At 39.7% G+C, this 26784-nt stretch carries 25 protein-coding genes; 16 read left to right on the top strand and 9 right to left on the bottom strand.

All coding sequences use genetic code 11. The features are described from left to right. Positions 1–157 precede the first annotated feature (157 nt). The gene (locus tag QWY93_RS07885; RefSeq protein WP_290247637.1) at positions 158–1729 is read left to right on the top strand and encodes an Rne/Rng family ribonuclease; all 1572 of its coding nucleotides are present in this window, start codon (positions 158–160) and stop codon (positions 1727–1729) included. A gap of 12 nt (positions 1730–1741) precedes the next feature. Here the strand turns inward: QWY93_RS07885 and QWY93_RS07880 are convergent, their stop codons facing one another. Further along, complete coding sequence (locus QWY93_RS07880) at positions 1742–2527, bottom strand: type III pantothenate kinase (RefSeq protein WP_290247636.1); 786 nt, start codon at positions 2525–2527, stop codon at positions 1742–1744. A 133-nt stretch (positions 2528–2660) separates the two neighbouring features. Here QWY93_RS07880 and QWY93_RS07875 point away from each other — a divergent pair, with 133 nt between their 5' ends. After that, complete coding sequence (locus QWY93_RS07875) at positions 2661–3137, top strand: GNAT family N-acetyltransferase (RefSeq protein ID WP_290247635.1); 477 nt, start codon at positions 2661–2663, stop codon at positions 3135–3137. A 236-nt stretch (positions 3138–3373) separates the two neighbouring features. On the opposite strand, the gene QWY93_RS07870 is transcribed toward QWY93_RS07875, so the two are convergent. Beyond that, the gene (locus QWY93_RS07870; RefSeq protein WP_290247634.1) at positions 3374–3676 is read right to left on the bottom strand and encodes a DUF4286 family protein; all 303 of its coding nucleotides are present in this window, start codon (positions 3674–3676) and stop codon (positions 3374–3376) included. 181 nt (positions 3677–3857) lie between these two features. Between QWY93_RS07870 and QWY93_RS07865 the strand changes: the two genes are divergently transcribed. The 9 genes from QWY93_RS07865 (at position 3858) to QWY93_RS07825 (ending at position 12243) form a co-directional block, all read left to right on the top strand. Further along, entirely contained in the window at positions 3858–4304 is a 447-nt protein-coding gene (locus QWY93_RS07865; protein WP_290247633.1) for a sterol desaturase family protein, read from the top strand. Continuing rightward, the gene (locus QWY93_RS07860) at positions 4301–5197 is read left to right on the top strand and encodes a MerR family transcriptional regulator (protein ID WP_290247632.1); all 897 of its coding nucleotides are present in this window, start codon (positions 4301–4303) and stop codon (positions 5195–5197) included. Before QWY93_RS07865 ends, QWY93_RS07860 begins: the two co-directional genes overlap by 4 nt. A gap of 517 nt (positions 5198–5714) precedes the next feature. After that, positions 5715–6224 (top strand): RNA polymerase sigma factor, encoded by a 510-nt coding sequence (locus tag QWY93_RS07855; protein ID WP_290247631.1) that lies wholly within the window; start codon positions 5715–5717, stop codon positions 6222–6224. Beyond that, entirely contained in the window at positions 6217–7755 is a 1539-nt protein-coding gene (gene crtID / locus QWY93_RS07850) for a bifunctional phytoene desaturase/3,4-desaturase (RefSeq protein WP_290247630.1), read from the top strand. Before QWY93_RS07855 ends, crtID begins: the two co-directional genes overlap by 8 nt. Then, positions 7730–8572, top strand: a complete 843-nt coding sequence (locus QWY93_RS07845) for a phytoene/squalene synthase family protein (protein WP_290247629.1) — start codon at positions 7730–7732, stop codon at positions 8570–8572. The genes crtID and QWY93_RS07845 overlap by 26 nt, the downstream gene beginning before the upstream one ends. Continuing rightward, on the top strand, positions 8565–9290 hold the full coding sequence (locus tag QWY93_RS07840) for a lycopene cyclase domain-containing protein (RefSeq protein WP_353959626.1): 726 nt from the start codon (positions 8565–8567) through the stop codon (positions 9288–9290). Before QWY93_RS07845 ends, QWY93_RS07840 begins: the two co-directional genes overlap by 8 nt. Positions 9291–9292: 2 nt before the next feature. Next, positions 9293–10138 carry a 4-hydroxy-3-methylbut-2-enyl diphosphate reductase gene (locus QWY93_RS07835; protein WP_290247628.1) on the top strand — a complete coding sequence of 282 codons (846 nt, stop codon included), beginning with the start codon at positions 9293–9295 and terminating at the stop codon, positions 10136–10138. Between the two features lie 36 nt (positions 10139–10174). After that, positions 10175–10900: a fatty acid desaturase gene (locus tag QWY93_RS07830; RefSeq protein ID WP_290247626.1), complete on the top strand. Its 726-nt coding sequence runs from the start codon at positions 10175–10177 to the stop codon at positions 10898–10900. A gap of 200 nt (positions 10901–11100) precedes the next feature. Then, positions 11101–12243, top strand: coding sequence for a BamA/TamA family outer membrane protein (locus QWY93_RS07825; protein ID WP_290247625.1), 1143 nt, complete (start codon positions 11101–11103; stop codon positions 12241–12243). Between the two features lie 81 nt (positions 12244–12324). Here the strand turns inward: QWY93_RS07825 and QWY93_RS07820 are convergent, their stop codons facing one another. Together QWY93_RS07820 and QWY93_RS07815 are read right to left on the bottom strand one after the other, a co-directional pair. Beyond that, positions 12325–14010 (bottom strand): capsule assembly Wzi family protein, encoded by a 1686-nt coding sequence (locus QWY93_RS07820; protein WP_290247624.1) that lies wholly within the window; start codon positions 14008–14010, stop codon positions 12325–12327. A 27-nt stretch (positions 14011–14037) separates the two neighbouring features. Beyond that, a complete protein-coding gene (locus tag QWY93_RS07815) occupies positions 14038–14694 on the bottom strand; it encodes a hypothetical protein (RefSeq protein WP_290247622.1) in 657 nt (218 codons plus the stop codon). Between the two features lie 255 nt (positions 14695–14949). Between QWY93_RS07815 and wecB the strand changes: the two genes are divergently transcribed. Then, complete coding sequence (wecB, locus tag QWY93_RS07810; protein ID WP_290247620.1) at positions 14950–16068, top strand: non-hydrolyzing UDP-N-acetylglucosamine 2-epimerase; 1119 nt, start codon at positions 14950–14952, stop codon at positions 16066–16068. Here the strand turns inward: wecB and QWY93_RS07805 are convergent. Next, positions 16065–18527, bottom strand: coding sequence for a bifunctional UDP-N-acetylmuramoyl-tripeptide:D-alanyl-D-alanine ligase/alanine racemase (locus tag QWY93_RS07805; RefSeq protein ID WP_290247619.1), 2463 nt, complete (start codon positions 18525–18527; stop codon positions 16065–16067). The genes wecB and QWY93_RS07805 overlap by 4 nt on opposite strands. 116 nt (positions 18528–18643) lie before the next feature. Next, entirely contained in the window at positions 18644–18979 is a 336-nt protein-coding gene (locus QWY93_RS07800) for a tRNA-binding protein (protein ID WP_290247618.1), read from the bottom strand. A gap of 104 nt (positions 18980–19083) precedes the next feature. Between QWY93_RS07800 and QWY93_RS07795 the strand changes: the two genes are divergently transcribed. Further along, entirely contained in the window at positions 19084–19437 is a 354-nt protein-coding gene (locus tag QWY93_RS07795; protein WP_290247617.1) for a hypothetical protein, read from the top strand. Positions 19438–19666: 229 nt separating this feature from the next. Here the strand turns inward: QWY93_RS07795 and QWY93_RS07790 are convergent, their stop codons facing one another. The 3 genes from QWY93_RS07790 to uvrA form a co-directional block, all read right to left on the bottom strand. Next, a complete protein-coding gene (locus QWY93_RS07790) occupies positions 19667–20401 on the bottom strand; it encodes a 1-(5-phosphoribosyl)-5-[(5-phosphoribosylamino)methylideneamino]imidazole-4-carboxamide isomerase (RefSeq protein ID WP_290247616.1) in 735 nt (244 codons plus the stop codon). A gap of 195 nt (positions 20402–20596) precedes the next feature. Continuing rightward, positions 20597–21637: a WD40/YVTN/BNR-like repeat-containing protein gene (locus QWY93_RS07785; protein ID WP_290247615.1), complete on the bottom strand. Its 1041-nt coding sequence runs from the start codon at positions 21635–21637 to the stop codon at positions 20597–20599. Between the two features lie 157 nt (positions 21638–21794). Continuing rightward, a complete protein-coding gene (gene uvrA, locus QWY93_RS07780) occupies positions 21795–24614 on the bottom strand; it encodes an excinuclease ABC subunit UvrA (protein WP_290247614.1) in 2820 nt (939 codons plus the stop codon). A gap of 555 nt (positions 24615–25169) precedes the next feature. On the opposite strand from uvrA, the gene QWY93_RS07775 reads away from it, so the two are divergent. From QWY93_RS07775 to nth, 3 genes are all read left to right on the top strand, one after another. After that, complete coding sequence (locus tag QWY93_RS07775; protein WP_290247612.1) at positions 25170–25772, top strand: RNA polymerase sigma factor; 603 nt, start codon at positions 25170–25172, stop codon at positions 25770–25772. Then, complete coding sequence (locus tag QWY93_RS07770; protein WP_290247611.1) at positions 25747–25980, top strand: hypothetical protein; 234 nt, start codon at positions 25747–25749, stop codon at positions 25978–25980. Before QWY93_RS07775 ends, QWY93_RS07770 begins: the two co-directional genes overlap by 26 nt. A 117-nt stretch (positions 25981–26097) precedes the next feature. After that, positions 26098–26784, top strand: a complete 687-nt coding sequence (gene nth / locus QWY93_RS07765; RefSeq protein ID WP_290247610.1) for an endonuclease III — start codon at positions 26098–26100, stop codon at positions 26782–26784.

Genomic DNA, 26784 nt, shown 5'->3' with positions numbered 1-26784 from the left:
CTTGCGGTAAAAAAAGAAAAAGACATAAGATCTCTACGCACAAGCGTAAAAAAAGACTGAGAAAAAACAGACATAAGAAGAAGTAATACACTTCTTCCTTTTTGGGTTTTTTACTCTAAAACGAACACGTTCATTAACATAAAAAAGGAGACACGATTTGAGTACGGAATTAGTAATTGATTCTGCTCAAAACGGAAGTCGAATAGCCCTTTTAAAAAACAAAGGCCTGGTTGAACTTCACTCTGACGAGGAAGGCAATCAGTTTAAAGTGGGGGACATGTATCTGGGAACGGTCCGTAAAATCGTCAATGGGCTGAATGCAGCTTTTATTGATGTGGGATACGAAAAAGATGCATTCCTTCATTATCAGGATTTGGGTCCAAAGGTGAAAAGTTTAATAAAACACACCAAACAGATCCGAAACAATCATTCGGCCAATGTTACTTTAAAGGGTTTTGAACTGGAACCTGAAATAGAAAAGCTGGGGAAGATTTCTCAAGTCCTTTCTAGAAACAATCAAATTTTAGTTCAGGTTGTAAAGGAGCCGATCTCAACGAAAGGCCCACGACTATCCTGTGAGCTCTCCCTTGCCGGTCGCTATTTGGTGCTGGTGCCCTTTTCCAATAATGTCAACGTCTCCAAAAAAATCAGGAGCGCTGAAGAAAGAAGGAGATTGGCACGACTCATCACTTCGATCAAACCCGCCAATTTTGGCGTGATCATTCGAACCGTCGCCGAAAGTCAGTCCGTCACTGAGTTGGACAAAGACTTGAGGAACCTGCTTAACAGCTGGGAAGATGGAATGAAAAAACTGATGAAGGCCAAAAGCAAAGACAAAGTCATTGGAGAAATGAGTATGGCCAGCTCTATCGTCAGAGACCTGCTCAACGAATCATTCGATGCAATCACGGTAGAGGATGAAGTAATTTTCGATCAGATAAGGTCTTATATAAGATCCATTGCCCCTGAAAAGGAAAAAATTGTTAAGCTTTACAACGGAAAAGCTAAGCTCTTTGAAAGTTTTGGAATTGAAAAGCAAATCAAGAGTCTATTTGGACAATCGGTAAGCCTGCCGCATGGTGGGTACCTGATAATAGAACATACCGAAGCCCTTCACGTCATTGACGTCAACAGTGGCAACAAGTCCAATCAGGAAAGTGACCAGGAAACCACCGCCTTGAAAACTAACCTGGTGGCTGTCAAAGAAATTGCAAGACAGCTTCGCCTACGGGATATGGGAGGTATTATCGTAATAGATTTCATTGATATGAAAAAAGCCGAAAATAAAAAGGCTGTTTACGAAGCGATGAAATCAGAAATGAAAGAAGACCGGTCCAAAAACACGGTGCTTCCCCTGACGAAATTCGGTTTGATGCAAATCACCAGACAACGGGTAAGACCTGAGGTCAATATTATTACCAAGGAAACTTGCCCCGCTTGTAACGGAACCGGAAAAATCCAAGCCTCCATATTGGTAGCGGATAAGCTGGAAAAAGACCTTGATTATATGGCTGTTCACCAAAACGTATCCCATATAAAAATTGGTTTACACCCTTACCTTCATGCCTACTTTACAAATGGCATTATTTCAAAAAGGGTGAAATGGTTTTTTAAATATTTCAAATGGGTAAAACTGATCAAAGATTCTTCACTACCGGTGACGGAGTATAAATTCCTGGACGAAACAGGAGAAGATATAGAACTTAACATAAAAAGCGAGGCTTCCTAAGCCCCGCTTTTTTTATGCTTTGTTGTTTTTAAAATTTTTTTCTGCTATCAACTTAATCCCATTCAGCGTTAATTCCTTGTCAATAACATCAAATTCCTCTTTCAACTGAGTCAAAATGGCTGACAGGCCTCCTGTGGCAATCACTTTAAATTCCAATGGAATTTCTGCCCGGATACTGGAAAGCATTCCCCTGACCAATCCCGCAAAGCCATACAGAATTCCCGCCTGAATCGCATGGACAGTATCCTTCCCAATAGCAGAGGAGGGCAATTCAAGTTTCACTTCCGGTAGTTTTGCCGTATGCATAAAGAGAGATTTGATTGCCGTTTCAAGCCCGGGAACAATATTAACTCCCAACAACTCTCCTTTTTTATTGATCACCGAAAATGTTAATGCTGTTCCAAAATCCACTATTATACAAGGTCCTTGATATATTTGAAATGCAGCTTCGGCATTGGCCAATAAATCTGTTCCGATTTCGGTCGGATTTTTAGTATTGACCCTTATTTGGCTCTGGCTCTTTACATGGACTAAATGAACCGGTTTATCAAAGAATGCTTCAACAAATTTTATCAATGGTTTTGTAATTACCGGAACCACACAACTGATACCCACAGCTTTTACCTGGGAAGCTTTCAAGTCATTTTCCAGCATATAAAGTCTGATATTCTTTTCCAACCAGGTCAATACCATATCCCCTCTTGTAGGAAGCCTTAATTGATGCGTCCATCGATCCTGCTCAGGGTCATAAAATCCGAAAACCATATTGGAATTACCGACATCGATAGATAAAAACATAAAATAACCAGGGTTTTAAAATCACTAAAATAAGAAGTATAAGAGTTGATTACTAATAGACTAAAGCTAACAGGTCTGCCCTCAAAAAGAAAAATCACACTTTACTTTTTTCTTTTTTTTATAATTTCATGGCATGTATATCGTAAGAGAAGGAATAAAGGAAGACCTGCCTCAGGTTTTTGATCTGATCAAAGAATTGGCCTTATATGAAAAATCTCCTGAAGAGGTCACCAACTCAATTGAGATGATGGAAAAGGATGGGTTTGGGCCTAATCCAGTTTTTGGTTTTTTTGTTTTGGTAAAAAAAGAAACCAAAAGCATTGTTGGTACTGCTATATATTATTACCGCTATAGTACCTGGAAGGGGAAAAGACTTTGGCTTGAAGACTATATAGTAACCGAAAATGAAAGAGGAAAAGGAGGAGGAAAATTGCTTTTTCAAAGGGTGATGAAAAAAGCATTGGAGGATGATTGTACCGGTATGATGTGGCAAGTGCTAAACTGGAACCAACCTGCTATTGATTTTTACCGTAAGTATCAAACTTCCATGGAGGAGGGCTGGTATAATTGCCATCTGGATGCAGAAGTGATCAAAAACCTGTTAAAATAGAAATTTACTCCAGAACATTGGGCAATTTTATTAAGGGAAAGTAATAAAAGAGCTAAAAGACGTATACTTCGAAGGGTTGTCATCTCGCCCCGGCGAGGGAATCTCTAATGAAAATGTTCATGGATGAGATCCCTCTTTGCGCCGGGATGACAAATGTGATTCACGACAATGGAAGAAATCAATGACCTCACTAATTTAATGGCATTGGACCTTTGGAATCCAAGATAGAAGTGCATTTATACCGTTTCCAACAAAGAACGGAAAATGACGTAGCGGTCCTTGTACTTATTTTTAAATTTTTCCTGAATGACCTTGGCATAATTTTCCTGATACTCCTGAATCTTTTCAATGCTGTCGGTAAAATACTGGACAGAATAATTGACTCCACCTCCTTCCGCTTCATGTAACAAACGGAAAAATTTGTTTTCATGGAACATTCCAGTAGCCATCACTTCTGGAATATGGACTTCCTTCATCCATTCGATCCATTCTTTTTCTATTTCCTGATCTATATTGACAGTTACGTTGTAAAGGATCATATAATAATGATTTTGTTTATTATTTTTGTATGAATAGTTGAACAACAAATATACACTTGTTGCAGTTGGTAAGGAAAGGAATCTGGGATTTTGAAATATTCCTATCACTCCAATTTCCTAATTCTAGTTGGTTTCTGCCATAGACTATAAACATTTCTGACGGCATCGAGTTATTCCTATCATGGTCATCAATATAATATTTACGCTTTTGGGTTTTTTATTGATGGAATTGGCCGGCTGGGCTATTCATAAATACCTGATGCATGGGATACTTTGGAAAATCCATAAGACTCATCACAAGCCCTCCCGTTCATTTCTAGAGTCAAATGACGTATTTTCTCTGGTGTTTGGGGGAGTTTCCATTTTATTGATGTGGTTGGGCCATGGCAATTTTGACTTCCGCTTTTGGATAGGAATTGGGATTTCTATTTATGGGTTCAGCTATTTTGTTTTACATGATCTGTTGATCCATAAGAGAGTAAAAGGGATGAAAATGCCAAAAAATTCCATTCTTCGTGGAATCTACAAAGCTCATCAAGCACATCATTCCCATAATAAGAAAAATGGTGCGGTGGCTTTTGGATTATTTTTGGTTCCTTTCAAATATTTTAAAACTGACAAATCATGAGTACTTATTCGATAAAAGATTTGGAGCATTTGTCAGGTATCAAAGCCCATACCCTAAGGATTTGGGAGCAACGCTATGATTTGATGCATCCCAAACGAACCAATACCAACATCAGGTATTATGATGATGAGGATTTAAAGTTGATCCTAAATGTCGCCCTTTTAAACCATCATGGGGTAAAGATTTCCAAAATCGCCCAAATGAGTCCAGAGGAACGAAAAAATCAAGTAGTTGAAATCACCTCCAACGTTCTAGCCCATGAGGATCAAATTTATGCCTTGACGGTTAGTATGATAGAAATTGATGAAGAGGGATTTGACAGGGTTTTAACGGCTAATATTGACAAGCTTGGGTTTGAGGATACCATGACCAAAGTGGTATATCCTTTTATGGTGAAAATTGGGATCTTATGGCAAATTGGAGCCATCAACCCTGCCCAAGAGCACTTCATGAGTAATCTGATCCGGCAAAAACTCATCGTCGCAATTGACGAGTTTGTTTACCATGGGGGTGGGAGAAAATTTATGCTGTTTTTGCCAGAGGGTGAATTACATGAAATATCCCTATTATATGCTGCTTATCTGATCAAAAAAAGAGGGCATAAGGTGATTTATCTTGGCCAAAGTACGCCAAGTAAAGACTTGGAAGCTGTCTATCAATATCACCATCCAGATTTCTTGATCACCGTAATTACTTCTTCAATAGAACCAAAAGCATTAAAGGAATACATTTTTGACCTGGGAAATAAATTTAAAAAAAGTGAAATCATCCTTTCCGGATTCCAAGTGCTCCGGCAAAAAATCAAATTACCTCCAAATGTCCAGTTGATGAAGGAAATGAATGAGATCTATGCCTTTCTGGAATCGTCAAATCATATTGTCGGGGAAAAGTAATGTTTTTTAGGATTTGGTGGAGGTATTAAATCTTGGGTTATATCCTCCAATCACTTTTTCCCAACCGATTATTGGAATCAAGAGCAAAGACATTTTTTACCTGCATATAGCAATGAGCACCAACTCAATTAAAGAAGCAAGGCAGTGTGAATTTTGGCTCCATCACCTTAATCTCGATGCTATTTAGCTATTGAAAGTAATTTTTTTTTGCGGAGGTGCAAGAGGTCCAGATGGTTCATGAAAAAACTTTGCTTTTTTTTCGTCTTAGCGAGAAATGTATGACCTCACCAACCTGATGACATTGCCCCTGACCTTCGCATGAAGATCTTTTCCCGATTGAAAATAAGAGGTATTATTCTCTAATTATTCAACCTGGATTCCATAAAAATTATGCCTTTAAAAAGTCTTTGGCTTCTTTACCTGATTTTTTGTTTAACATTATTACATTTTTTTTAAACATTTTATTTTTATTTTGTTTAATAGTTTATATTTTTACTTAAACAAAATATCAAGAGCCATGACAACTTTAGAGTTTAGTTATTCATTAGATAGACTTACAAGATCTTTGAAGCCCTTTGCTTTAAGATTGACTAAGGACAGGGACGATGCCAATGACCTTATTCAGGACACCGTATTGAAAGCATTTACGAACCGGGATAAGTTTTCGGATGGGACTAATCTGAAAGCCTGGTTATTTACCATTATGAAAAACACTTTTATTACCAATTATCAAAAAATGCTTCGAAGGGCAACTTTTGTAGACACGACTGACAACCAACATTATTTGAATTCTGGAAAAACGAAGGTAGAAAATCAAGCATATGGTGATTTTGCTCTTGAAGACATCCAACATTCCATTGGACATTTGGACCCCTCTTTTAGGACTCCATTTATGATGCATTTTAAAGGGTACAAATACGAGGAGATTGCCCAGCACCTGGATATTCCAATTGGGACGGTAAAAAACCGCATCCACGTGGCAAGGAAAAAGCTAAAAGAAAATTTGAGCATTTACAAATATGATTAACGCTGTGGGCCAAGGTAAAAAAGTCATAGTGATTGGTTCTGGATTTGCAGGTTTGTCTGCTGCCACAAAATTGGCACAACAAGGCTTTGAGGTCAAGTTGGTGGAACAATTAGACCAACCTGGGGGTAGGGCAAGGAAATTTAGCGAAGAGGGATTCGTTTTTGACATGGGACCCAGTTGGTATTGGATGCCTGATGTTTTCGAGTCTTATTTTGCCCAGTTTGGCAAGAATGTATCGGATTATTACAAACTAATTCGACTGGATCCCTCCTATCAGGTTATCTATGGGGAAAATGATTTTATGGAGGTGCCGGCAAGTATGGGTCAACTGGAAAACCTGTTTGAATCCCTGGAAAAGGGAAGTGCCGTAAATCTTCGGAAATTTTTAGACCAGGCTGCTCACAAATACCGAGTAGGCATTCAAGACTGGGTTTACAAGCCCGGCAATTCCATTTGGGAATTTGCAAAACCTGGCATCCTGACTGAAATGATCAAACTGGATCTATTCCATTCCATGAGCCACCATGTCCGGAAATATTTCCAACATGAAAAAATAATCCGCATGATGGAATTTCCTGTACTTTTCCTGGGGCAAACTGCCGAAAGAATTCCAGCACTTTATAGTTTGATGAACTATGCGGACCTGGCTCTCGGAACTTGGTATCCCATGGGCGGAATGCACCGCATCATAGAAGGAATGGTTCAGCTGGCCAAAGAAAAGGGTGTAAAGCTGATTTGCAATGCCAAAGTTTCCCACATTGACATAGATAACGGTCAAGCAAAAGGTGTTCAGCTGAAGGATGGACGTTATTTCCCAGCTGATGTAATCATTGCTGGTGCAGATTATCATCATGTGGATGCATCTTTGCTCCCTAAAGCTTACAGAAATTATCCTGAAAGTTACTGGGAAAAAAAGACCCTTGCTCCTTCATCTTTGATCTTTTACTTGGGGGTAAACAAGAAATTGAAAAATTTGCATCATCATAATTTATTTTTTGATAAACCACTTGAACCCCATGCCCATGCTATTTATTCCCAGGCCAAATGGCCCAAAGACCCCTTGTTTTATGTTTGCTGTCCCAGTAAGACCGACCCTACTGTTGCTCCAGAAGGAATGGAAAATTTATTTGTTCTAATTCCATTGGCACCTGGGCTTGAGGATAAGGAAGAGCAAAGGGAAAAATATTATCAAAAAGTAATGGCCCGGTTGGAGAAATTAACAGGCCAGAGCATTCAGGACCATGTGATTTATAAAAAGAGTTATGCCCACCGGGATTTTATTACTGATTATAATGCTTACAAAGGCAATGCATATGGCCTGGCCAATACCTTGGGCCAAACCGCATTACTCAAACCCAAGCTTAAAAACAAAAAGCTTAGCAATTTCTATTATACCGGACAACTTACCGTTCCCGGCCCTGGAGTACCCCCCTCTCTGATTTCCGGTCAGGTGGCAGCAAATGAAGTTATCAAAAATCATTCTCCCATCGTAAAAGACAAAAACTATGGACGCCATAAAATTATTCAATGATACTAGCTTGGCCTGCAGCAAACTTATTACCCAAAGTTATAGCACTTCCTTTAGTTTGGGGATTAAGATCATGGATCCAAAATTCCACCCTGGAATTTATGGGATTTACGGTTTCGTCCGTTTTGCTGATGAAATAGTGGATACTTTTCACCACAAAAACAAAAAAGAGCTTTTGGAGCATTTTAAGGAAGAAACTTATAAGGCAATTGAAAATAAAATCAGCTTGAATCCGGTGTTGCATGCTTTTCAAATGGTAGTTCATCGTTATCAAATTGAAGATGAATTGATTGATGCATTTTTGAATAGCATGGCAATGGATTTGGATTTCACCACATATTCAGATGTACGCTATGAGGAATATATTTATGGGTCTGCCGAGGTGGTCGGTTTGATGTGCCTCAAAGTTTTTTGTGAGGGAGATTCGGAACAATATGAACATCTTAAAGCCCCTGCCTGTAAACTGGGTTCGGCTTTCCAAAAGGTAAATTTCCTTAGGGATATAAAAAGTGATTTTGAAGAAAGGGGAAGGGTATATTTTCCCGGAGTGGATTATCCAACATTTAACAATAGCGCAAAAAAGAAAATAGAAGCAAGCATTGAAAAGGATTTTGATGCCGCCTGGGAGGGAATCAAGCAATTGCCGGCAGGTGCCAAGACAGGTGTTAAAATAGCATACTTATATTACCGTCAGCTGTTCCGGAAAATAAAAAACCTGGATTCCCGGACCATTACCCAAAGACGGATCAGGGTGCCCAATCTCAGGAAACTTTCCCTGCTGGTCAGTATTTATTTTGAAAGTAAATTGGGATTTGAATAAAGTAAAAATGGACCAATACTATTATTTACTGCTTATCCTATTGACGCTCATGTTTCCATTAGCCTGGTCATTTGAGTCCAAAATCCAATATTATAAAAAATGGTTTGCACTTTTCCCTGCCATTTTCATCACTACGTTTTTCTTTATTGGATGGGATCAATGGTTTACCTATTTGGAAGTATGGTCATTTAATGAGCAGTACCTTATAGGTAAACAATGGGGGAATTTGCCTTTGGAAGAATGTTTGTTTTTTGTGGTGATTCCCTTTTCGACCTTATTTATCTATGAAGTGATGCGGTATTATTGGCCAAGGGATCCATTCAGGAATTGGGTTAAAGAAATCACTTGGACTTTGGCTTTGCTCCTTATTGTAATAGCAGTTTTCAATTGGGACAAGTTATACACAAGGGTCAATTTTCTTACCTGCGCAATAATTTTGATGGGGCATTATTTAATGTTTAAGAAAAAGCATTTGGGCCTTTTCTTTGTTTTTTACCTGATTCATCTGATTCCCTTTTTATTGGTAAATGGTGCACTTACAGGGGCTTTTAGCGTTGAACCTGTAGTAATATACAATCCAAAAGAAGTTCTGGGCATCCGGGTCTTTACCATTCCTATTGAGGATTTTGTCTATTCTATGGGTTTGATGCTTATGAATATTTCTTTCTATGAAGGAATAAAAACCTGGAAACTATTTCCCATCAGATTGGTTAAGTAATTATGTTACAGCTCGATGTACATATTGATTCCCATTCCGGATTTTGCTTCGGCGTGGTTTATGCCATTGAAATGGCCGAGGAAATCCTGGATCAGGAAGGACATCTTTATTGCCTTGGTGATATCGTGCACAACGATGAAGAAGTCAAAAGGCTTGTAAATAAAGGTTTAAAGATCATAGATCATAAAGGCCTGGAAAATCTGAAAAGCGAAAAGGTGCTAATACGGGCGCACGGAGAGCCTCCTTCCACTTATGAATTGGCGATCAAAAATGATTTGACCTTGGTGGATGCAAGTTGCCCGGTAGTCCTGAAATTGCAAAACAGGATAAAAAATGCTTTTGACCGGAAGGAGACCATTTATATTTATGGGAAACATGGCCATGCCGAGGTGGAAGGTTTGCTGGGACAAACCTCCGGAAAGGCAGTAGTGTTCCAGGACCCCAAGGAGTTGGATTTGGATACCTTGCCCTCAGAAATCACCCTTTTTAGCCAAACTACCAAAAGTCCTGAAAAATTTTACGAGATCAACAGGATACTGGGAGAAAAAGGGATCCAGGTTCAAGCACATGATACCATTTGCAGGCAGGTGTCCAACAGGGATAAAGAATTGAGGAATTTTACAGCACAATTTGACAAGGTAATTTTTGTAAGCGGAAGCAAATCCAGTAATGGCAAGGCCCTTTTTGAAGTATGCAAAAGTAAAAACCCAAATACTTATTTTGTATCACGTCGGGATCAAGTAAACTCCAGCTGGTTCAAAGAAAACGATAAAGTAGGGGTTTGCGGTGCTACTTCTACCCCCATGTGGTTGATGGAAGAAGTAAAAGAACATTTGCTTCGCCTTTAATTCATTCCTTACCTTGGCAATAAGCAATCATTTCTCATGTCACAAAATGAAAAAACAAAAAATAATGTGGACCCTATCGGAACGCTGTTCGCTTTTGGGATCATTTCCCTATGGGGATTAATGCTTTATTTGTTACTGAATTTGGAAATGGATTTTGCTAACCCACTAATGTATTTGGGCTTTTTATTACAAACTCATTTATACACAGGACTATTTATTACAGCCCATGATGCCATGCATGGATCAGTTTCCAAAAATTCTAAGCTCAATCATGCCATTGGTTGGTTGGCAGCCCTCCTTTTCTCATTCAACTTTTATAACAGGATTTTTCCAAAACACCATCAACACCACCAGTTTGTGGCAACAGGAAATGATCCAGATTTTCATTCCTCTGGCCAATTTTGGAAATGGTATTGGAATTTTATCAAAACCTATATATCCATTGGACAACTGATTTTAATGGCTATTGCCTTTCAATTGTTGATTATATTTTTTCCTATTGAGAACCTTGTCGCCTTTTGGATTCTTCCTGCAATTCTAGCCACTTTCCAGTTGTTTTATTTTGGAACCTATTTGCCCCATAGAGGGTCCCATAACAATAAGCATCAGTCGAGAACTTTAGCGAAAAACCATTTCTGGGCATTTTTGAGCTGTTATTTTTTTGGTTACCATTATGAACATCATGACTCTCCCGGAACCCCATGGTGGGGACTTTGGAGAGTGAAAGAAAAAAAGTATTTAGGAGAGAGTGGTGAGAATTGAGATGGATGTATGAAAGTATTGGTTTTTTGGGGAATTTGGTATAAAAGAAGGCAGTATTCAAGTTGGCCTTTGTCCAATAGACCACTGATGAGTATCCAAAAATATAATTTACTGGGAAGTAAACCATTCACTGGCTGCTATATAAATGATTTAGTGTAATTTTGCCAAAACTATCAAATTTCCCTTCCAAATACTTACTTATGATCCCAATGTCTTTGCTGCTGACAATCATTTTTGCCTTAATTGTCTCACCCATTTTTACTCAGGAAAATAAAGAGATAAATGATGAAGGGTTGATCGATAAGGCTTTCAATACGGCGGAAGAACTTGTTGACTGGGCCAGCACAGATTCTTGGACATTTATTCCTGCATTGACCTATTCACCCGAAACAAGTTGGGGAATTGGTGCCAGGACAATTAAAGTTTTCAGGGCAACCTCCACAAAATCAGATGGTGACTTGAGGCCCTCCACACTCCCTATAACATTCCTTTATACCCTGGAAAATCAAGCCATTTTTACTTCCGAATTGGAGCTTTGGAAAGATGAAAACAAGGATTACCTCCATGCAAGATTGGAATTGACTGATTATCCTTTCAAATTTTATGGAATTGGAAATGAACTTCGGCAAGAAAATGAGGAGGATTATGCCAGCAGGTACATTTATTTCCATCTTCAATACCAAAGAGAGTTGCTGAAAGGCTTTTACCTTGGTCCAAGGTATGAATTCAGGGCAGATAATATTTATTATAAAATCCCAGAGGGTCTTTTGGAAAGTGGAAATATCCCAGGAAGCAATCATCCAAGACTATCTGGTTTGGGCATTACTGCCAATTTCGACACCCGGGACAATATCTTCCAGCCTTCCGGTGGTTCCTTTCATCAGTTTTCCTGGATGAGCTTTCAATCTTTTTTGGGCGGCAATTTTACCTTTAATCAGTATCAGCTGGACCTGCGGAAATACATTCGGATATTTGACAGGCATGTCATTGCTATGCAGTCTTGGTGGAGTTTTACTTATGGGAATCCACCATTTCAGCACCTTTCCCTAATTGGAGGAAGTGATATTATGCGGGGCTATTTTGAGGGGAGGTACAGGGATAGGCAGGCCATGGTTTATCAGGCAGAATACCGCATGCCCGTTTACCGGAAATTGGGGCTGGTGTTTTTTGGCAGTGCCGGGCAGGTTGCTCCTCAGTTCAGGAACTATTCCTTTGACCGGTTCCGGTACGGAGGAGGGTTTGGCTTCCGTTACCGCCTTAATGATGAGGGCTTGAATATCCGACTGGACATAGCCTTTGGAGACCAAAAAGCTTTTTATTTTGGCTTGAATGAGGTGATTTAGTTTTGGAGATTTCCCTCCAAAGCACTGGCATAATTTAACGAATCAAAAAAAGGAGCAAGGAAAAGAACTTTTATAAAAAGATTACCTAATAAAATAATACAAGCTGAAGTTGGCCACGATATTTTTTCTATCATAACCGGCTACAAAATACTGGTCTGGATCAGGGCTATTTTCAAGGTACCATTTGTAATTTAATGTATTGACATATTGAAGCCTACTGGAAAACAGAACCTTATTAAACTGCCAATCCACTACCAAAGAGGGAACCAAGTCAATATATTTTCTTCTCCAGTCTTTATTCTTTTCAAAACGCTTGTAATAAAAGTCATTATTATAAACTATCCGCTCCATTTGTAAACCAATTTTCTTAAAGTTCTGCACCCAACTTGCTTCCAGGAAAATCACATTACTGCCGGGGCCATTGCCTGCTCCCATCACTTGCCCCTTATGGGTATAGCCTTGCCGCACATAGGGATGAGTGTACCAACTGTTATGAGCTACAATGTTATCCCTAACCGTTTGGCCGGTTTGGGTCATTTCTGAACTGATTTGAATAAAGGCATCTTCCCTTTTCAATGGAATCAAATTGCTAAATCCAAAAGTAAACGCCCGGTTCAGATCCGGGTTGACCAAAAAATCCCTCAATTCCCGGCTGTTTCCATTTGAACCATATTCTCCATAAAATTCAAACAAACCTCCATGACTCATCCACCGGAAATATCCTGAACTTAACTGGTTCCTGCTGTCCCTTTCCAGATCAACCACATTAGCTGGTCCTTTTTCTCCATTAAATAGGGGGAGGTAATCTTTCAGCTTATTCATATCATTGTGGTACATCTGGGAAACGCTGCTATAGCCCACAGATAATCCAGGCACCCATTTGGGTTGGTAGCTAACCGTGATGCCGGACAAATACCTCCAATCATCCCTTTTGGGAAATCTCAATGGAGTATTCTGGTGAATCATGGCATCACGTGGCGGGAGATAATCCGAGTTTTTTAACTTTGCTGCTATCAATTGCCCTTCAAATTGGCCAATGGAGGTAGAAATCGGTTTTTGGGTATTTAAAGTAAAATGAAGAAATCCAGGTGCATTATTGCTCATCAGGAGGGAATTTCTTTTTCCGGGTCCCCACCAAATATTTTCAGTCGAAATTCCTACTGACATCTGATAGGCATTATAGCGGATGCTGGATTGACCAGGAAGCAATTTAATATATCCCTCTGTCCCAAACCGTTCAGGATTATCATGGGTATTAAGCCATTCGTAGTATTCCTTCCAGGTCCTTCCATTATGTTCGCTGGGAAAACCCTCATATTCCAAGTTTTGGGCGGTTACCAATTCGGGCTGGAATTGAAGGCTAACCCCTTTCCATTCTGCATAAATGCCTCCACTTACCAAAGCTTGCAAACCCCTATTGGGTATCATCGCTCCATCATTGATACCAAAAGCATAATTGGAATTATACTGCGTTTTAAAGGTTACAGGAAGGTATCTAAAATTTATTTTTTCACCTCTTATGTCAAATTCCCTCCCTTTTCCTAAAAGCATTTCCAGTTTTTCAAAGGTAGCCTTACTTTGATCCCAAAAATCTTCTATCCGGGGAGAAATTGGCCTGAGGTTAAAGGAATATTCTTTCTCAAAATTCCCCATAAGCTGTTGCCTTCTGAGATAATCTTCAAGAAAAAAATTATTCAAGGAAATAGATTGTGCCGAGCTAAGCGAAGGCAAAACCAACATAAAAAAAAGAGGAATTATTTTATTCATTACTGAAGAAATTTTCAATTTGATAGGCTATTGAGTAAGTGTACTTACCTCTATTTTGGCCAAGGACCAACTTTCATCACAAATGGGGTTTTCTGCATTCTCCTGTATCAGTTGATCTCCAAGTATTATTTCAAGGTTCGATCCGTGATGATAAACTAGTTTGCTGATTTTGTATAAGCTGGTCCAATTGGATTCCGAATTATATTGGCAAAGGCCTGGAAGGTTGATATTAATTGCTCCTGTTTTTGGATCATAATGCCTTCCATAATTATCCGGGTAAGATTGGTACAGGCAATAACTGTAAGAGCAGATGCTGTTGGAAAAGGTGGTGTTGATGATTTCCATATTATCCAATTTCATATACCATTTGTCTGGCCCCCCTAAACCTTTCAAGTTTCCATCCCAACTATCATGAACCAACAAATCGATATTTACTCTCACAATATTATGCCTTGGAAGGCCCTCAAGTTGAAGTAGCACTTCCTCATTATTATAATTTCCCAACACAGTATCCTCATTGAAAACATGCAATTTGCCGTTTTCAATTTGAGTCAGGTCTTGCCCTGAAAAATCATTTTCATAAACCAAAATATCATTGACCAAGGAGTCCTCCTGACAAGCCCCAAAAAAGAAAATGGAGACAAACAAAAGGTTGAATAATAACCGGGAAAATGGGGGATTCAAATACATTTAATTGGAATGCCGATGATAATTACGCTTAATTAAGAAATTTTGAATAGCTGCAATTTAAATTTACCAGCTAAAAACCACACAAATATAAAGGAAATTTAAGGGAAAAAACGGCTGTAATGGGCTTTATATCAATCTTGTAATCTAAATCTTAAAAGTACTTTTTCAGAAGGCTTTAAACTTTGTGTATATTAGAATTTATTTTATCACTAATAAAATGGGAACACCCATACTTTATAGATTATTAAAATGGTAAACATAACTTTGATTGCTGGCGCTAGGCCCAATTTCATGAAAATTGCTCCTATCATCCATGCCATTCATCAAGTCCGGGAGTCAGGCAGGGAAATGGATTACCGGTTGGTGCATACTGGCCAGCATTATGATCCCAAAATGTCCGGAGATTTTTTTGAACAGCTTCAGATTCCCCATCCCCATATCAACCTGGAAGCGGGAGGAGGTTCCCAAGCCCAACAAACAGCAGCCATTATGGTAGGTTTTGAAAAGGAATTGGAGAATTTCAAACCAGATGTGGTTTTGGTGGTGGGCGATGTCACATCCACCCTTGCTTGCTCCATAACGGCCAAAAAAATGCAAGTTCAAGTGGTTCATGTAGAGGGCGGGATCCGTTCTTGGGACATGAGCATGCCTGAAGAAATCAATAGAATGGTAACCGACAGCATAACCGACCATTTTTTTACCACCACAGAATTGGCCAATGAGAACTTAATCAATTATGGAGTGCCGGAAAGGAAAATCCATTGGGTGGGTAATACCATGATAGACACACTTTTAAAGGAAATGCCCAACTTAAAACAACCTCATGGGGAAATTTATGACCGATTAAAGGAAAAATCCTATTTTGTATTGACCTTGCACAGGCCAGCTAATGTGGATCAAGAGGAAAAATTAAAGGCCATGATGGAGGCCATATTGGAAGGTTCTGGGGAATTGCCCATTGTTTTCCCTGTCCATCCCCGCACGGCTAAAGTCCTGAAAAACCTGGGAATTGAACATCCAAGATTACATTATACAGAACCTCTATCCTATTTGGAGTTCAATTACCTGGTCCAAAATGCCAGAGGGGTCATAACAGATTCGGGAGGAATCACTGAGGAAGCCTCGGTGATGAATGTACCTTGTTTGACATTGAGGGATAATACTGAGCGGCCCGAAACTATAACCCAAGGCACAAATGAGCTGGTCGGAACAGACCCCTCTAAGCTCAAACCTTATATGGAGAAAATTCTTGAGGGTAATTGGAAACAATACCGGGGCATACTCCTTTGGGACGGGCATTCAGCCACCAGAATCGTGGAAAAATTGTGGCAGATTTATGGGGAAAAGAAGAGGGTCACCCAGGGCTAATCCAAATAATAAACCCTTTTCACCCTACTGCTGATATTCGTAAGTAATTCATAGGGAATGGTTCCAATGGACTGCGCAAGGGTTTTGAGGGATATGTCCTGCCCATAAACGATAACTTCATCACCTTCCCGTACATCTATTCCCGTGGCATTGACCATGGTCATGTCCATACAAACATTCCCGATCACAGGAGCTTTTTGGCCATGGATCAATACATAGCCTTTGCCATTGCTAAACCTCCTATCATAACCATCTGCATAACCAATGGCAATGGTGGCAATCTGCCCATCCTCAGGCATGACTCCCTTTCTTCCATATCCCACCGTTTCCCCCTTCTTTAATTTTTTTATTTGGGATACGGTAGTTTTTAGACAACTAATAGGATCAAGCGCTTTTTCAAACAACCCATTAACCTCCACCCCATACAGACCAATACCCAATCTGACCATGTCAAATTGATAATCAGGATAACGAATAATCCCAGCAGAATTCAATGCATGCATCAATGGCTGATAACCTAAGTAACTTTTTATTTTATCCCCCATTTTTTTAAAAAGTTCTAGTTGCTGCATCGAAAAGTTTTCATGGGCAGCTTCATCAGCTCCGGCCATGTGGGTATATAGGCTGGCAATTTCCAGTTCTGGATATTCAACAATCAATCTATTCAAATCCTCCAAATCCCGTTGGGAAAATCCCAAACGATGCATACCTGTATCCAAATCAAGATGGATTTTTACCTTTCCCTTAAAGGATTTACAAAATTGACCCAGCTGCTTAAAAAAAGACAAGCTGTAAACAACGGGCTCAAGTTTGTATTTCAATAAATTATGAAAGGATTCGGGCACAGGATTAAGCACCATAATGGGTAGTTGGATGCCGTCATTTCTAAGGGCAACTCCCTCATCGGTGTAAGCAACAGCCAAATAATCCGCTTTTAGCTGTTCTAGATGGTGGGTAATTTCTGTAGCGCCACCGCCATAGGCAAAGGCTTTCACCATGACCATTAACTTGGTGGAAGGCTTGAGCCTTCTTTTGTAAAAATTAAAATTATGACTAAGAGCATTTAGATTGATTTCCAGTACAGTCCCATGAATGCGTTCCTGCAGCCTATTGACCACCTGCTCAAATTCAAACTTCCTGGCTCCTTTGATCAATATCAAGTCATCCTGGAAATTTTCTCTATCTAAATGGTCCAACAACTCTTTGGTATTAGGGAAAAAGAGGGATTTTTCCGGAAAGCTTTTTTCCAATAGAACTATGTCTTTCCCTACCCCATAGATTTTATCTATTTGATAATGACTAATTAACTGGCTGACCCTTTGGTAAACTTTATGGCTTTCCCCTGCTTCCAACAAATCAGAAAGCATCAGGATTTTTCTCCTTTTAGGCCTTTGGTTCTGTAAAAACTCAAGGGCAATGTCCAATCCTGCCAGGTCATTATTATATGTATCATCGATTAACAAGCATTGATTAATCCCCGGCTTCAAGGTCAACCGCATTTCAATGGGTTTGAGCTGGGGGATGCTTTCCTGGATTTCATCCATGTTTATGCCCAGGGTAAGTGCCGCCACAATTGCATGTCTAAGATTTTCCAAATTGGCTTCATCCTCAAACCTGCAATGGAAGGTATAAATGCTCAAGTCAGGTTTAAATAAGGTGATCTTGGATTGGCCTTCCTCCTTTTTAACCGAAAGGGTATAATCTGCCCCCGGTTTGTCCGACCAGGAAATCAATTGGGAAGCAGGAAAATTGCTCTCCAAATATTGGCTCACCATTTCTTGATCTTTGCGATAAATGATGAACTTACAATTCCCAAAAAGTTTTGCCTTCTCTTTTAGCTTTTCTTCCCTGCTGGAAAACCCTTCGTCATGGGCGGTTCCCAAATTAGTAAAAATCCCAATATCGGGTTGGATCATTTTTTGAAGCTTTTCCATTTCCCCGGGTTGGGATATGCCGGCTTCTATTACAGCTACCTGATGAAATGCTTCAATGCCAAATAGTGACAGTGGAACCCCAACCTGACTATTATAACTTTTGGGACTTTTGGCCAAATTATGTTTTCTGCTCAGGATTTGACCCAACCATTCCTTGATAATAGTTTTCCCATTACTACCAGTAATGGACACCACCGGGCCTGTGAATTGTTTGCGATTCCAGGCGGCTAGAGCCTGAAGGGCAGCCAAGGGGTCGGGAACCTGGATAACATTGGCCTGAGGGATATGGGAACTAATATTTCCTTCTTTTAATATAAAATTTCTTACACCTTCCTGGTAGGCCCCATCTATAAAATCCGCTCCATCAAATTTAAACCCCTTAAGTGCCACAAACAAGGTCTCCTCTCCCCTTACAATTTTTCGGGAATCGGTAACTATTTGTTGAACTTCTTGCGGACTTGGGTTTTGGGATATTTTACCTTGAACGATGGACGCGATTCTATTTATACCCAGAAATTGGATCATGTTTTGATATTGCTTTTTAGGGGTTCTTTAAGGAAAAATCAAGGATTGTTTAAATAAGATATGGCAATTACAACTCTTGGAAAACCCAATATTTTGAAAAACTTAACGGGAAAGAATTAATGAAGTTTTTCTCCATTGGGAACATTCCTTTCCAAAGTGGCCAGGACAATATTGTTCTGCTCATCTTTGAATCCGGTGATCAAAATTTCAGACATAAAGTTGGCAATTTGCTTTTTGGGGAAATTACATACACATATAACCTGCCTTCCCGGAAGTTCTTCAATAGAATAATTTTGGGTGATCTGTGCGGAAGTTTTTTTGATCCCCAAAGGTCCCATATCCACCCAAATTTTGTAAGCTGGATTTCTGACTTCTTTAAAGTCCCGGACCTCTATTATGGTCCCGGCTCTCATATCAACTTTCTGGAAATCAAAAAACTCAATGGTTTGCATCCTTTTTTTAAATTAGTATATTTGAAAACGTTATTTGCATTTTCTCTCTTTTGAATACTTGAAGATTCAACTTTAAAATGTATAAACCAAATCAAATTTCACCTTTGAAAACCCTCTTTGTCCTACTGACGTTCCTTATTGGCGTTTTTGTAGGGGGGCAATCACTGGCCCAGGGTGGAAGTGATGATTTTTTTCAGGAAGATTTGGAAACTGCCAATGACTATCAACCCAAAGAAGGGGGATGTAAAGACTTGGTGAAGGATTTTTCAGAAGATGAAGCGTTTTTAGAAGAAGAAAATTCTTTCAATAAATCAACGATAAAAGAAGAAAATACTGGCAGAAGCCATAACAAAAGACATTTTGGCAAAAGTGAGGAAGAAGAGATAAAAAAAGAGGAAATGTCTACCTTATCTTTCAATTTATTCCTTTATATTGTGGATAGATTTAAAGAAGAATAAACTTAGAACCCATTTCACAATTAACAATAACCCAATAAAAGGAGACTGTAAAAGGTCTCCTTTTTTGTTGTGGACACAATTGGATTTTTTTAGGCATTTAGTACAAGATACATTGGCCAACGATCTTAAAATTTGATACCGGAACTACTGTATTGCTTTTTTGCTCTAGTATACTAATGGATAAAGTGCGTTAAGGTGTTCTCAGGAACTCAAATTCAACACTATCCTGCTAACACTCCTTAATAAATGCCTCCAGGTCTTTGATCTTAATTTTTTCTTCATAATAGGCTTTTCCAAAGACCGCCCCCTTTAGGCCCAAGTCTTTAAGCTTACGGAAATCATCAATTGTCCTGACCCCTCCACTGGCTACCAGGCATAAATCAGGAAATCTATCCCTGATTTTTTTATAAAGCTCAAAATTTGGACCCTCCATCACTCCATCTCTGGAAACATCAGAACATTTGACATATTTCAAACCTCTTTCATAGAAATAGGAGATATGGTCAAAAAGGTCAATATTGGCATTTTTTAGCCAACCTCTGATTTTCACTTTAAAATCGGAAGGCTCTGTATCTGCTGCCATGTTTATTTTTTCCCTTCCATAGGAAATGATCCATTGGGTAAATTTCTCTGGAGAGCGGACGGCCACAGTAGATGCCGTTATTGTTTTGGCACCATGCTCAAAAACTTTCATAACATCCCCATCTGTACTTACACCGCCTGTAAAATCAACCTTTAGGGAAGTATAAGCGGCAATCGTCCGTAACATATAGTAATTTTTGGGCTCACCCCTTTTGGCTCCATCCAAATCCACAAGATGTACCCGCTGGATACCACAGTTTTCAAATTCCTGGGCAATTTCAAGCGGATTGTTGGAGATCAACTCTTCAGTATTGAAGTCCCCTCTTCTTAGCCTGACACATTTTCCGTTAAGTATCCATATGGATGGAATGATTTCAAACATAATAAATTTGTTCTTGCTTCCTTTTAACAAGGTATTTTTCTTCCTGTAAATGGCATTGAATGAATGAAGGAATTTGAGCAATGAATTGCCATATTTTTTACACTATTCTGTCTCAATATAAGGAATTGGTTGGTTTTTTAATAATGATAAAAGGCTTGGATTGCGAATTGAGTTCGACTTCTGAAAAATTGCTATTCAATACTTTAACTTTGCAATCTTGCCATCACTGCCAGAGGCCCAAATTGATTCCTCAGTATGGCTTTTTTGAACATTATTGAAAACTTCATCTGAAAATTTTTCCCAGTGCTCTCCTCCATTTTTAGAAAAATCACTTCCATTAGCCCCCACAGTTATCAACCATTGATTTTTTGGGTAATAGCTCACCCCTGAACAAAACCCTGAAGGAGGGTTACCTTTAGGCTCTCGCCAGACCTGGCCGTCACTGGAAGAAAGAAATACATTATTTTCATTATTATCGGGGCTAGAATAATCTCCCCCTACGCCAATTAGGCTTTGGCGGCCTACTTTGTCCAAATCTGAAATCCCAAGATGGTATGCCCCATTTCTTTCACTAACAAAAATTTTTTCCCAGGCTGTACCCCCGTTTTTAGAAAAATAAATTTGACTTTGACTGCCGCCAGAGGAAAACCAAATTTCAGCACCTTTGGCAAAAAGCGAGGAACCTTTACCTGGTGCCTGTTCCGGATCTTCTACTATTGGGGTGTTGGTAAGATTAATCCAGGAATCTCCCCCATCAAATGTTTTTAGAATAAGCCATTGTCCCTCAACCGGTTCCCCAAATGCATACCCCTTATCTTCATTAATAAAGGTTATTCCATTTAAAATCGTATGGCTCGAACCTTGAAAAGTAGGATTCCACTTTTTCCCTCCATCGGTGGTTTTATAAATCATTGCAGGCATCCCGGCAGAAACTGCAATAGCGGTGATCGCATCAAAGGCTTCTATATCCAGAAAATTTACACTATCCAAGCCTTCTATGGTTCCTATTTCCCAGGCTTCCCCTCCATCAAGGGTTCTCATCCATAAACCTTCAGTGCCACAGGCCCATATGATTTCATCTGTAATGGGTGACAATCCCAAGATGTTCTGCTGGGTAGGAGTACTCAAAATTTCCCACCCTAAAGGGGAGGTCACCTCTACCGCCCTGGGGGAATCACAAGCAGAAACACCCACTAAAATTACCATTAGAAAACATATGGTGCTCCTAAATTTCATCCTATTCAAAAATGGTTTGTCAGATATTGAAAGCACCATAAAAACTTCCCGGAATTATGAAAAGTTTCCCCTATACTTCCTTTATTTTAAACGGGTAATTAAAGCATATTAACGGTAATATTTCAGATTTGATTTGCCCCTGCAAATATGCATCCCATTAATCCATAAAAGACTCTCTTAGGTACTTCGCCGTATAATTATCAGGATCCTCCTTAAGAGCCTCAGGTGTGCCTTCAAAGACAAGGTGGCCACCTCTTTCTCCTCCCTCAGGTCCCAGATCAATTACCCAATCTGCAGATTTGATCACTTCTGTATTGTGCTCAATGATGACAACAGAATGTCCTTCTTCAATAAGGGCATTGATGGAATGTAATAATTTTTTGATGTCATGGAAGTGCAAGCCTGTGGTGGGTTCATCAAAGATGAAAAGGATATGGTCTTTGTTTTTTCCATGGGTTTTACCCAAAAAACTGGCCAACTTCACCCTTTGGGCTTCCCCTCCGGAAAGGGTATTGGAAGATTGACCAAGACCAATATATCCAAGTCCCACCTCCTGTAGAGGTTGAAGCCGATGTAAAATGGCGTTTTTCCCTTCAAAAAATGCCATCGCCTCATCAATTGTCATATCCAAAACATCGGCAATATTCTTACCCTTATAGGTAATATCCAGGATTTCATTTTTAAAACGCTTGCCCTTGCAGGACTCGCAGGTTAGGAAAATATCCGCCATAAACTGCATTTCAATTTTTTGGGTGCCTTCCCCTTGACATGCTTCACAACGTCCTCCATCTACATTAAAACTAAAAAAAGCGGGTTTATACCCCCTTTGTTTGGCCAGGCCCTGATCTGCAAATAGAGCCCGAATAGAATCATAGGCCTTTACATAAGTAACCGGATTGGAACGGGATGATTTACCTATAGGGTTTTGATCCACAAACTCCACTTGACTTACAGACCTGTAATCCCCTTCCAGTTTGTCATACTTACCGGATTCATCGATCACGGTGCCCAGCATTTTACCCAGTGCGGGATAAAGCACTTTTTTAATCAGGGTGGATTTTCCGGATCCACTGACCCCGGAAATCACAGTGAGGGCGTTGAGAGGGATTTGAACGTCCAAATTTTTTAGATTGTTTTCCCTGGCTCCCTTGATGAGTATTTTATCCTTCCACTTCCGGTTGGCAGTTTTGACATTGATTTTTTCTTCCCCCTTAAGATATTGGGCAGTATATGATTTGCCCTGTTTCAGGAGTTCGGGTAGTTCTCCCTGGAAAATTAATTCTCCTCCATTTGTACCAGCGTCAGGCCCGATATCTATAATTTGATCGGCAGCCTTCATGATCTTTTCCTCATGCTCCACCACGATTACTGTATTGCCCAGATCCCTAAGGGACTTGAGCACGCTTATAAGGCGGTCAGAATCCCGGGGGTGAAGTCCAATACTGGGCTCATCCAAAATGTACATGGAACCCACCAGGGCACTTCCCAGAGAAGTAGCCAGTTTAATCCTTTGGTATTCTCCTCCAGAAAGGGTGGAAGTCAATCTATTCAGGGTGAGATAACCCAATCCAACTTTTTCTATGTATTCTAAGCGGTTCAGAATCTCCTTGAGTAACCTGTTGGCTGTCTTTTGCTCCGCGGTGCTGAGTTGGATATTTTGAAAAAATTCCAATGACCTTTCGATGGGCATCAAAACCAGATCTGTTATCGATTTATTATTGACTTTCACATAGGAAGCATCTTTTCTCAGCCGGGTTCCTTTGCAGTCTGGGCAGGTGGTCCTACCCCGGAAGCGGGAAAGCATCACCCGGTATTGAATCTTATGAACTTTACTTTGAAGAAAATCAAAAAATGCGTTTAGCCCCTTGAAATGTCTATTTCCAGTCCATAGTAACTCCTTATGGGATTCGTCCAACTCTTCATAGGGTCTGTGGATAGGGAAATCAAAATGGATTCCATTTTTGATCAGGGGGGCAGCCCATTTTTTAGTGGTTTCCCCCCGCCATGGTGCGATGGCCCCTTCATAAATGGAAAGTGACTTATCCGGTATAACCAGATCAGGATCAATACCCAATACGGAACCAAAGCCTTCACAGGTTCGGCAAGCTCCATAGGGATTATTAAAACTGAAAAAATTTACCGTGGGAAGCTCAAAGGACATCCCATCCAATTCAAACCGGTCACTGAATTTTCTGCTTTCCTTACCGGGGAAAAACACAAAACAATCCCCGTGTCCCTCAAAAAAGGCGGTTTGGACACTATCGGCTATTCTAAACTGGTTGTCCTCATCCTCTTTCCGAACCACTGCCCGATCAATTAGGATTTCATAAGGGCCCTCTGGAATTTCTTTTTCTTCCAATAGGTCTTCTACAAAATGAGCTTCCCCTTCCTTCAGCACTCTGGTAAAACCCTTTTGAAGCAGGATCTCCATTTCTTTTTTTATGCTCCGTTTATCACTCACTTGCAGCGGACAACTGACCATCACTTTATCCCCTTCATCGAAGCTGTGGATATAATCCACTACATCAGAAACCGTATGATGTTTCACTTCCTCACCACTTACCGGGGAAATAGTTTTACCTATTCGGCTAAAGAGGAGTTTTAAATAATCATAAATCTCGGTTGTCGTACCGACAGTAGACCTTGGATTTTTGGTATTAACTTTCTGTTGGATGGCAATGGCCGGGGAGACGCCACGGATATATTCCACATCAGGTTTTTCCATCCTGCCTAGAAATTGCCTGGCATATGAGCTGAGACTTTCTACATACATCCGCTGCCCTTCAGCAAAAAGGGTGTCGAATGCCAAGGAAGATTTTCCAGAACCCGAAAGGCCCGTCACCACGATCAGCTTATTTCGCGGGATGGCGACGCTCAGGTTTTTAAGGTTGTTTACCCTTGCGTTTTTGATGATAATGAATTTCTTGGGATCCAGATCCTCAAGTTGGGTAGTCATTACTGGCGCTGTCTCACTCATAACTTACAAAGATACCAAGTCAAGGGAGGAAATGATAATTTGCCAGCCCCTGAATTCCAAAAACCAGTGAATTTTTATTCGATTGAAAATTGAAGCATTTAGATCTTGAAGCGGCCAATTTACCTGACAGTTTTATTTCCACCACTATAAACCATGTTTTGTGGAAAAAAATGCACAAAACGGAATATCCTGCTACATTCACGAACAATAGAAAATGGTAAGTTTCTGGATAGAAAAGGTAGTAATTAGAAAAGACACGACAAAAGGAATATATCTCTAAGCAATTGATAATGGTTCAGCTGTTTTGGTACAAATATTGAGAATTTTAAAGCTTTTTTTATTTATTTCTCAAACAGGCTATTATTTTGTTTAAACTACCAATTCAAATGAAAATTTCGACAAAATCCCATTATCATAGGTATGTATGCTAAAAAAAAGCGGAATTTCATTGCGTTATGTGTTTCAATTCAATACATTTGAATTTAGCAACAATTGTTTCACCCATTAAAATCACAATATGAGATAGACTTCTACGTTATTTAAACGTCAGAATTTATGAACAAAAGGTTAGGACCTAAAGACAGTGAGCTAATAGCTCAATATAGAAATGGCAGCGAAGCTGCTTTCGAGGTGTTGGTAGATAAATATAAATCTCGAGTATATACGACGATTTATTTAATAGTAAAAGATGAAGGGGTAGCAGAGGATTTACTGCAAGATGTTTTCGTCAAAGTAGTGCATACCCTTAACTCTGACCGCTATAACGAAGAAGGAAAATTTCAGCCCTGGTTGATGCGTATAGCACACAATCTGGCAATTGATTATTTTAGGAAGAAGAAAAGGTACCCCTCTATCGTAATGGAGGACGGTTCCAATTTATTTAATACGCTTAAATTTTCGGATGACAATGTGGAAGACCTAACGGTAAAGGATGAGACCCACCGCATGGTCCGTCAATTAGTTGATGAGCTTCCAGAAGCCCAAAAGCAAGTGCTGGTGATGCGGCACTATATGGATATGAGTTTTCAGGAAATAGCTGATCAAACCGGAGTGAGCATCAATACTGCATTGGGAAGAATGAGGTACGCGCTTATCAATATGCGTAAAAAATTGAAACAAATAAATGTTGCCTATGACAAAATCTTTTACCCCAAATGACCTGGTAAGATATATTTATCAGGAAATGAGCGAGTCAGAAAGTGAGCAATTGGAGCATAATCTGCATCGTGACGAGGAGCTCATGCAAAACTACATTGACTTGCTAAGTGCAGTAGAGCACCTTGAAACACTCTACATGGAACCTTCAGAGAAGGTGGTTTCAAATATAAAAAAGAAAGCCAAGTCTATTGGACTTGAGAAAGTGTAATAACTAAAACCAAACTTTCAAAAGCCCCGGAAACTAAATTCGGGGCTTTTTTATGGCTATTCTTATCCCTTTTGCTTCCATAATCCTGTATCTTTACGGTTAAAATCCAAATTGCCCATGTTGAAAAAAGAAAGATACAAGGCTTTTATTGACTATTTTTCTACCCACATGCCTGTGGCTGAAACCGAACTCAATTATGAGACTCCCTTTCAACTTTTAATAGCTGTGGTCCTCAGTGCACAGTGTACTGATAAGCGAATCAATATGGTCACCCCGGCCATCTTCAGGGATTTTCCTAGTCCGGAACATTTAGCAGCTTCCAATTTTGATGAGCTTTTTCCTTATATCAAATCTGTATCTTATCCCAACAACAAAACCAAACACCTTTTGGGCTTGGCAAAAATGTTGGTGGAAGAATTTAACAGTGAAGTCCCCTCCACGGTCAAAGAATTGATCAAACTTCCAGGAGTTGGCAGAAAAACGGCCAATGTAATCACATCGGTAATTTGGAACCAGCCCAATATGGCCGTTGATACCCATGTTTTTAGGGTATCCAAAAGACTTGGATTGGCCCCGCAAAATGCAAAAACGCCATTTGAGGTAGAAAGGCATTTGGTAAGGCATATTCCAAAGGAACATGTCCATAAAGCCCACCATTGGTTGATCCTCCATGGCCGCTATGTATGCCTTGCCCGTTCCCCCAAATGTGGAGAATGCCAAATTTCCCATTTTTGCAGATATTTTGAGAAAAACAAAGCCAAAATAGAAGCAGAAAAAGATTTATTACCTGGTTCCAAAAAGTAA

The organism is Echinicola jeungdonensis, assembly GCF_030409905.1.
In the GTDB taxonomy this organism is placed as follows: Bacteria; Bacteroidota; Bacteroidia; order Cytophagales; family Cyclobacteriaceae; genus Echinicola; species Echinicola jeungdonensis.
The sequence above is the reverse complement of the archived record's forward strand: the minus strand, read 5'-3'. Positions and strand labels throughout refer to the sequence as shown.

What these genes read in the sequence shown, in the direction of transcription:
- QWY93_RS07880 (WP_290247636.1), bottom strand. Translation starts at nt 2,527, where the DNA reads ATGTTTTTATCTATCGATGTCGGTAATTCCAATATGGTTTTCGGATTT.
- wecB (WP_290247620.1), top strand. Translation starts at nt 14,950, where the DNA reads ATGGTAAACATAACTTTGATTGCTGGCGCTAGGCCCAATTTCATGAAA.
- QWY93_RS07790 (WP_290247616.1), bottom strand. Translation starts at nt 20,401, where the DNA reads ATGTTTGAAATCATTCCATCCATATGGATACTTAACGGAAAATGTGTC.
- QWY93_RS07835 (WP_290247628.1), top strand. Translation starts at nt 9,293, where the DNA reads ATGTTACAGCTCGATGTACATATTGATTCCCATTCCGGATTTTGCTTC.
- crtID (WP_290247630.1), top strand. Translation starts at nt 6,217, where the DNA reads ATGATTAACGCTGTGGGCCAAGGTAAAAAAGTCATAGTGATTGGTTCT.
- uvrA (WP_290247614.1), bottom strand. Translation starts at nt 24,614, where the DNA reads ATGAGTGAGACAGCGCCAGTAATGACTACCCAACTTGAGGATCTGGAT.
- QWY93_RS07770 (WP_290247611.1), top strand. Translation starts at nt 25,747, where the DNA reads ATGACAAAATCTTTTACCCCAAATGACCTGGTAAGATATATTTATCAG.
- QWY93_RS07860 (WP_290247632.1), top strand. Translation starts at nt 4,301, where the DNA reads ATGAGTACTTATTCGATAAAAGATTTGGAGCATTTGTCAGGTATCAAA.
- QWY93_RS07875 (WP_290247635.1), top strand. Translation starts at nt 2,661, where the DNA reads ATGTATATCGTAAGAGAAGGAATAAAGGAAGACCTGCCTCAGGTTTTT.
- QWY93_RS07830 (WP_290247626.1), top strand. Translation starts at nt 10,175, where the DNA reads ATGTCACAAAATGAAAAAACAAAAAATAATGTGGACCCTATCGGAACG.
- QWY93_RS07820 (WP_290247624.1), bottom strand. Translation starts at nt 14,010, where the DNA reads ATGAATAAAATAATTCCTCTTTTTTTTATGTTGGTTTTGCCTTCGCTT.
- QWY93_RS07855 (WP_290247631.1), top strand. Translation starts at nt 5,715, where the DNA reads ATGACAACTTTAGAGTTTAGTTATTCATTAGATAGACTTACAAGATCT.
- QWY93_RS07870 (WP_290247634.1), bottom strand. Translation starts at nt 3,676, where the DNA reads ATGATCCTTTACAACGTAACTGTCAATATAGATCAGGAAATAGAAAAA.
- QWY93_RS07845 (WP_290247629.1), top strand. Translation starts at nt 7,730, where the DNA reads ATGGACGCCATAAAATTATTCAATGATACTAGCTTGGCCTGCAGCAAA.
- QWY93_RS07865 (WP_290247633.1), top strand. Translation starts at nt 3,858, where the DNA reads ATGGTCATCAATATAATATTTACGCTTTTGGGTTTTTTATTGATGGAA.
- QWY93_RS07775 (WP_290247612.1), top strand. Translation starts at nt 25,170, where the DNA reads ATGAACAAAAGGTTAGGACCTAAAGACAGTGAGCTAATAGCTCAATAT.
- QWY93_RS07805 (WP_290247619.1), bottom strand. Translation starts at nt 18,527, where the DNA reads ATGATCCAATTTCTGGGTATAAATAGAATCGCGTCCATCGTTCAAGGT.
- QWY93_RS07800 (WP_290247618.1), bottom strand. Translation starts at nt 18,979, where the DNA reads ATGCAAACCATTGAGTTTTTTGATTTCCAGAAAGTTGATATGAGAGCC.
- QWY93_RS07825 (WP_290247625.1), top strand. Translation starts at nt 11,101, where the DNA reads ATGATCCCAATGTCTTTGCTGCTGACAATCATTTTTGCCTTAATTGTC.
- nth (WP_290247610.1), top strand. Translation starts at nt 26,098, where the DNA reads ATGTTGAAAAAAGAAAGATACAAGGCTTTTATTGACTATTTTTCTACC.
- QWY93_RS07785 (WP_290247615.1), bottom strand. Translation starts at nt 21,637, where the DNA reads ATGAAATTTAGGAGCACCATATGTTTTCTAATGGTAATTTTAGTGGGT.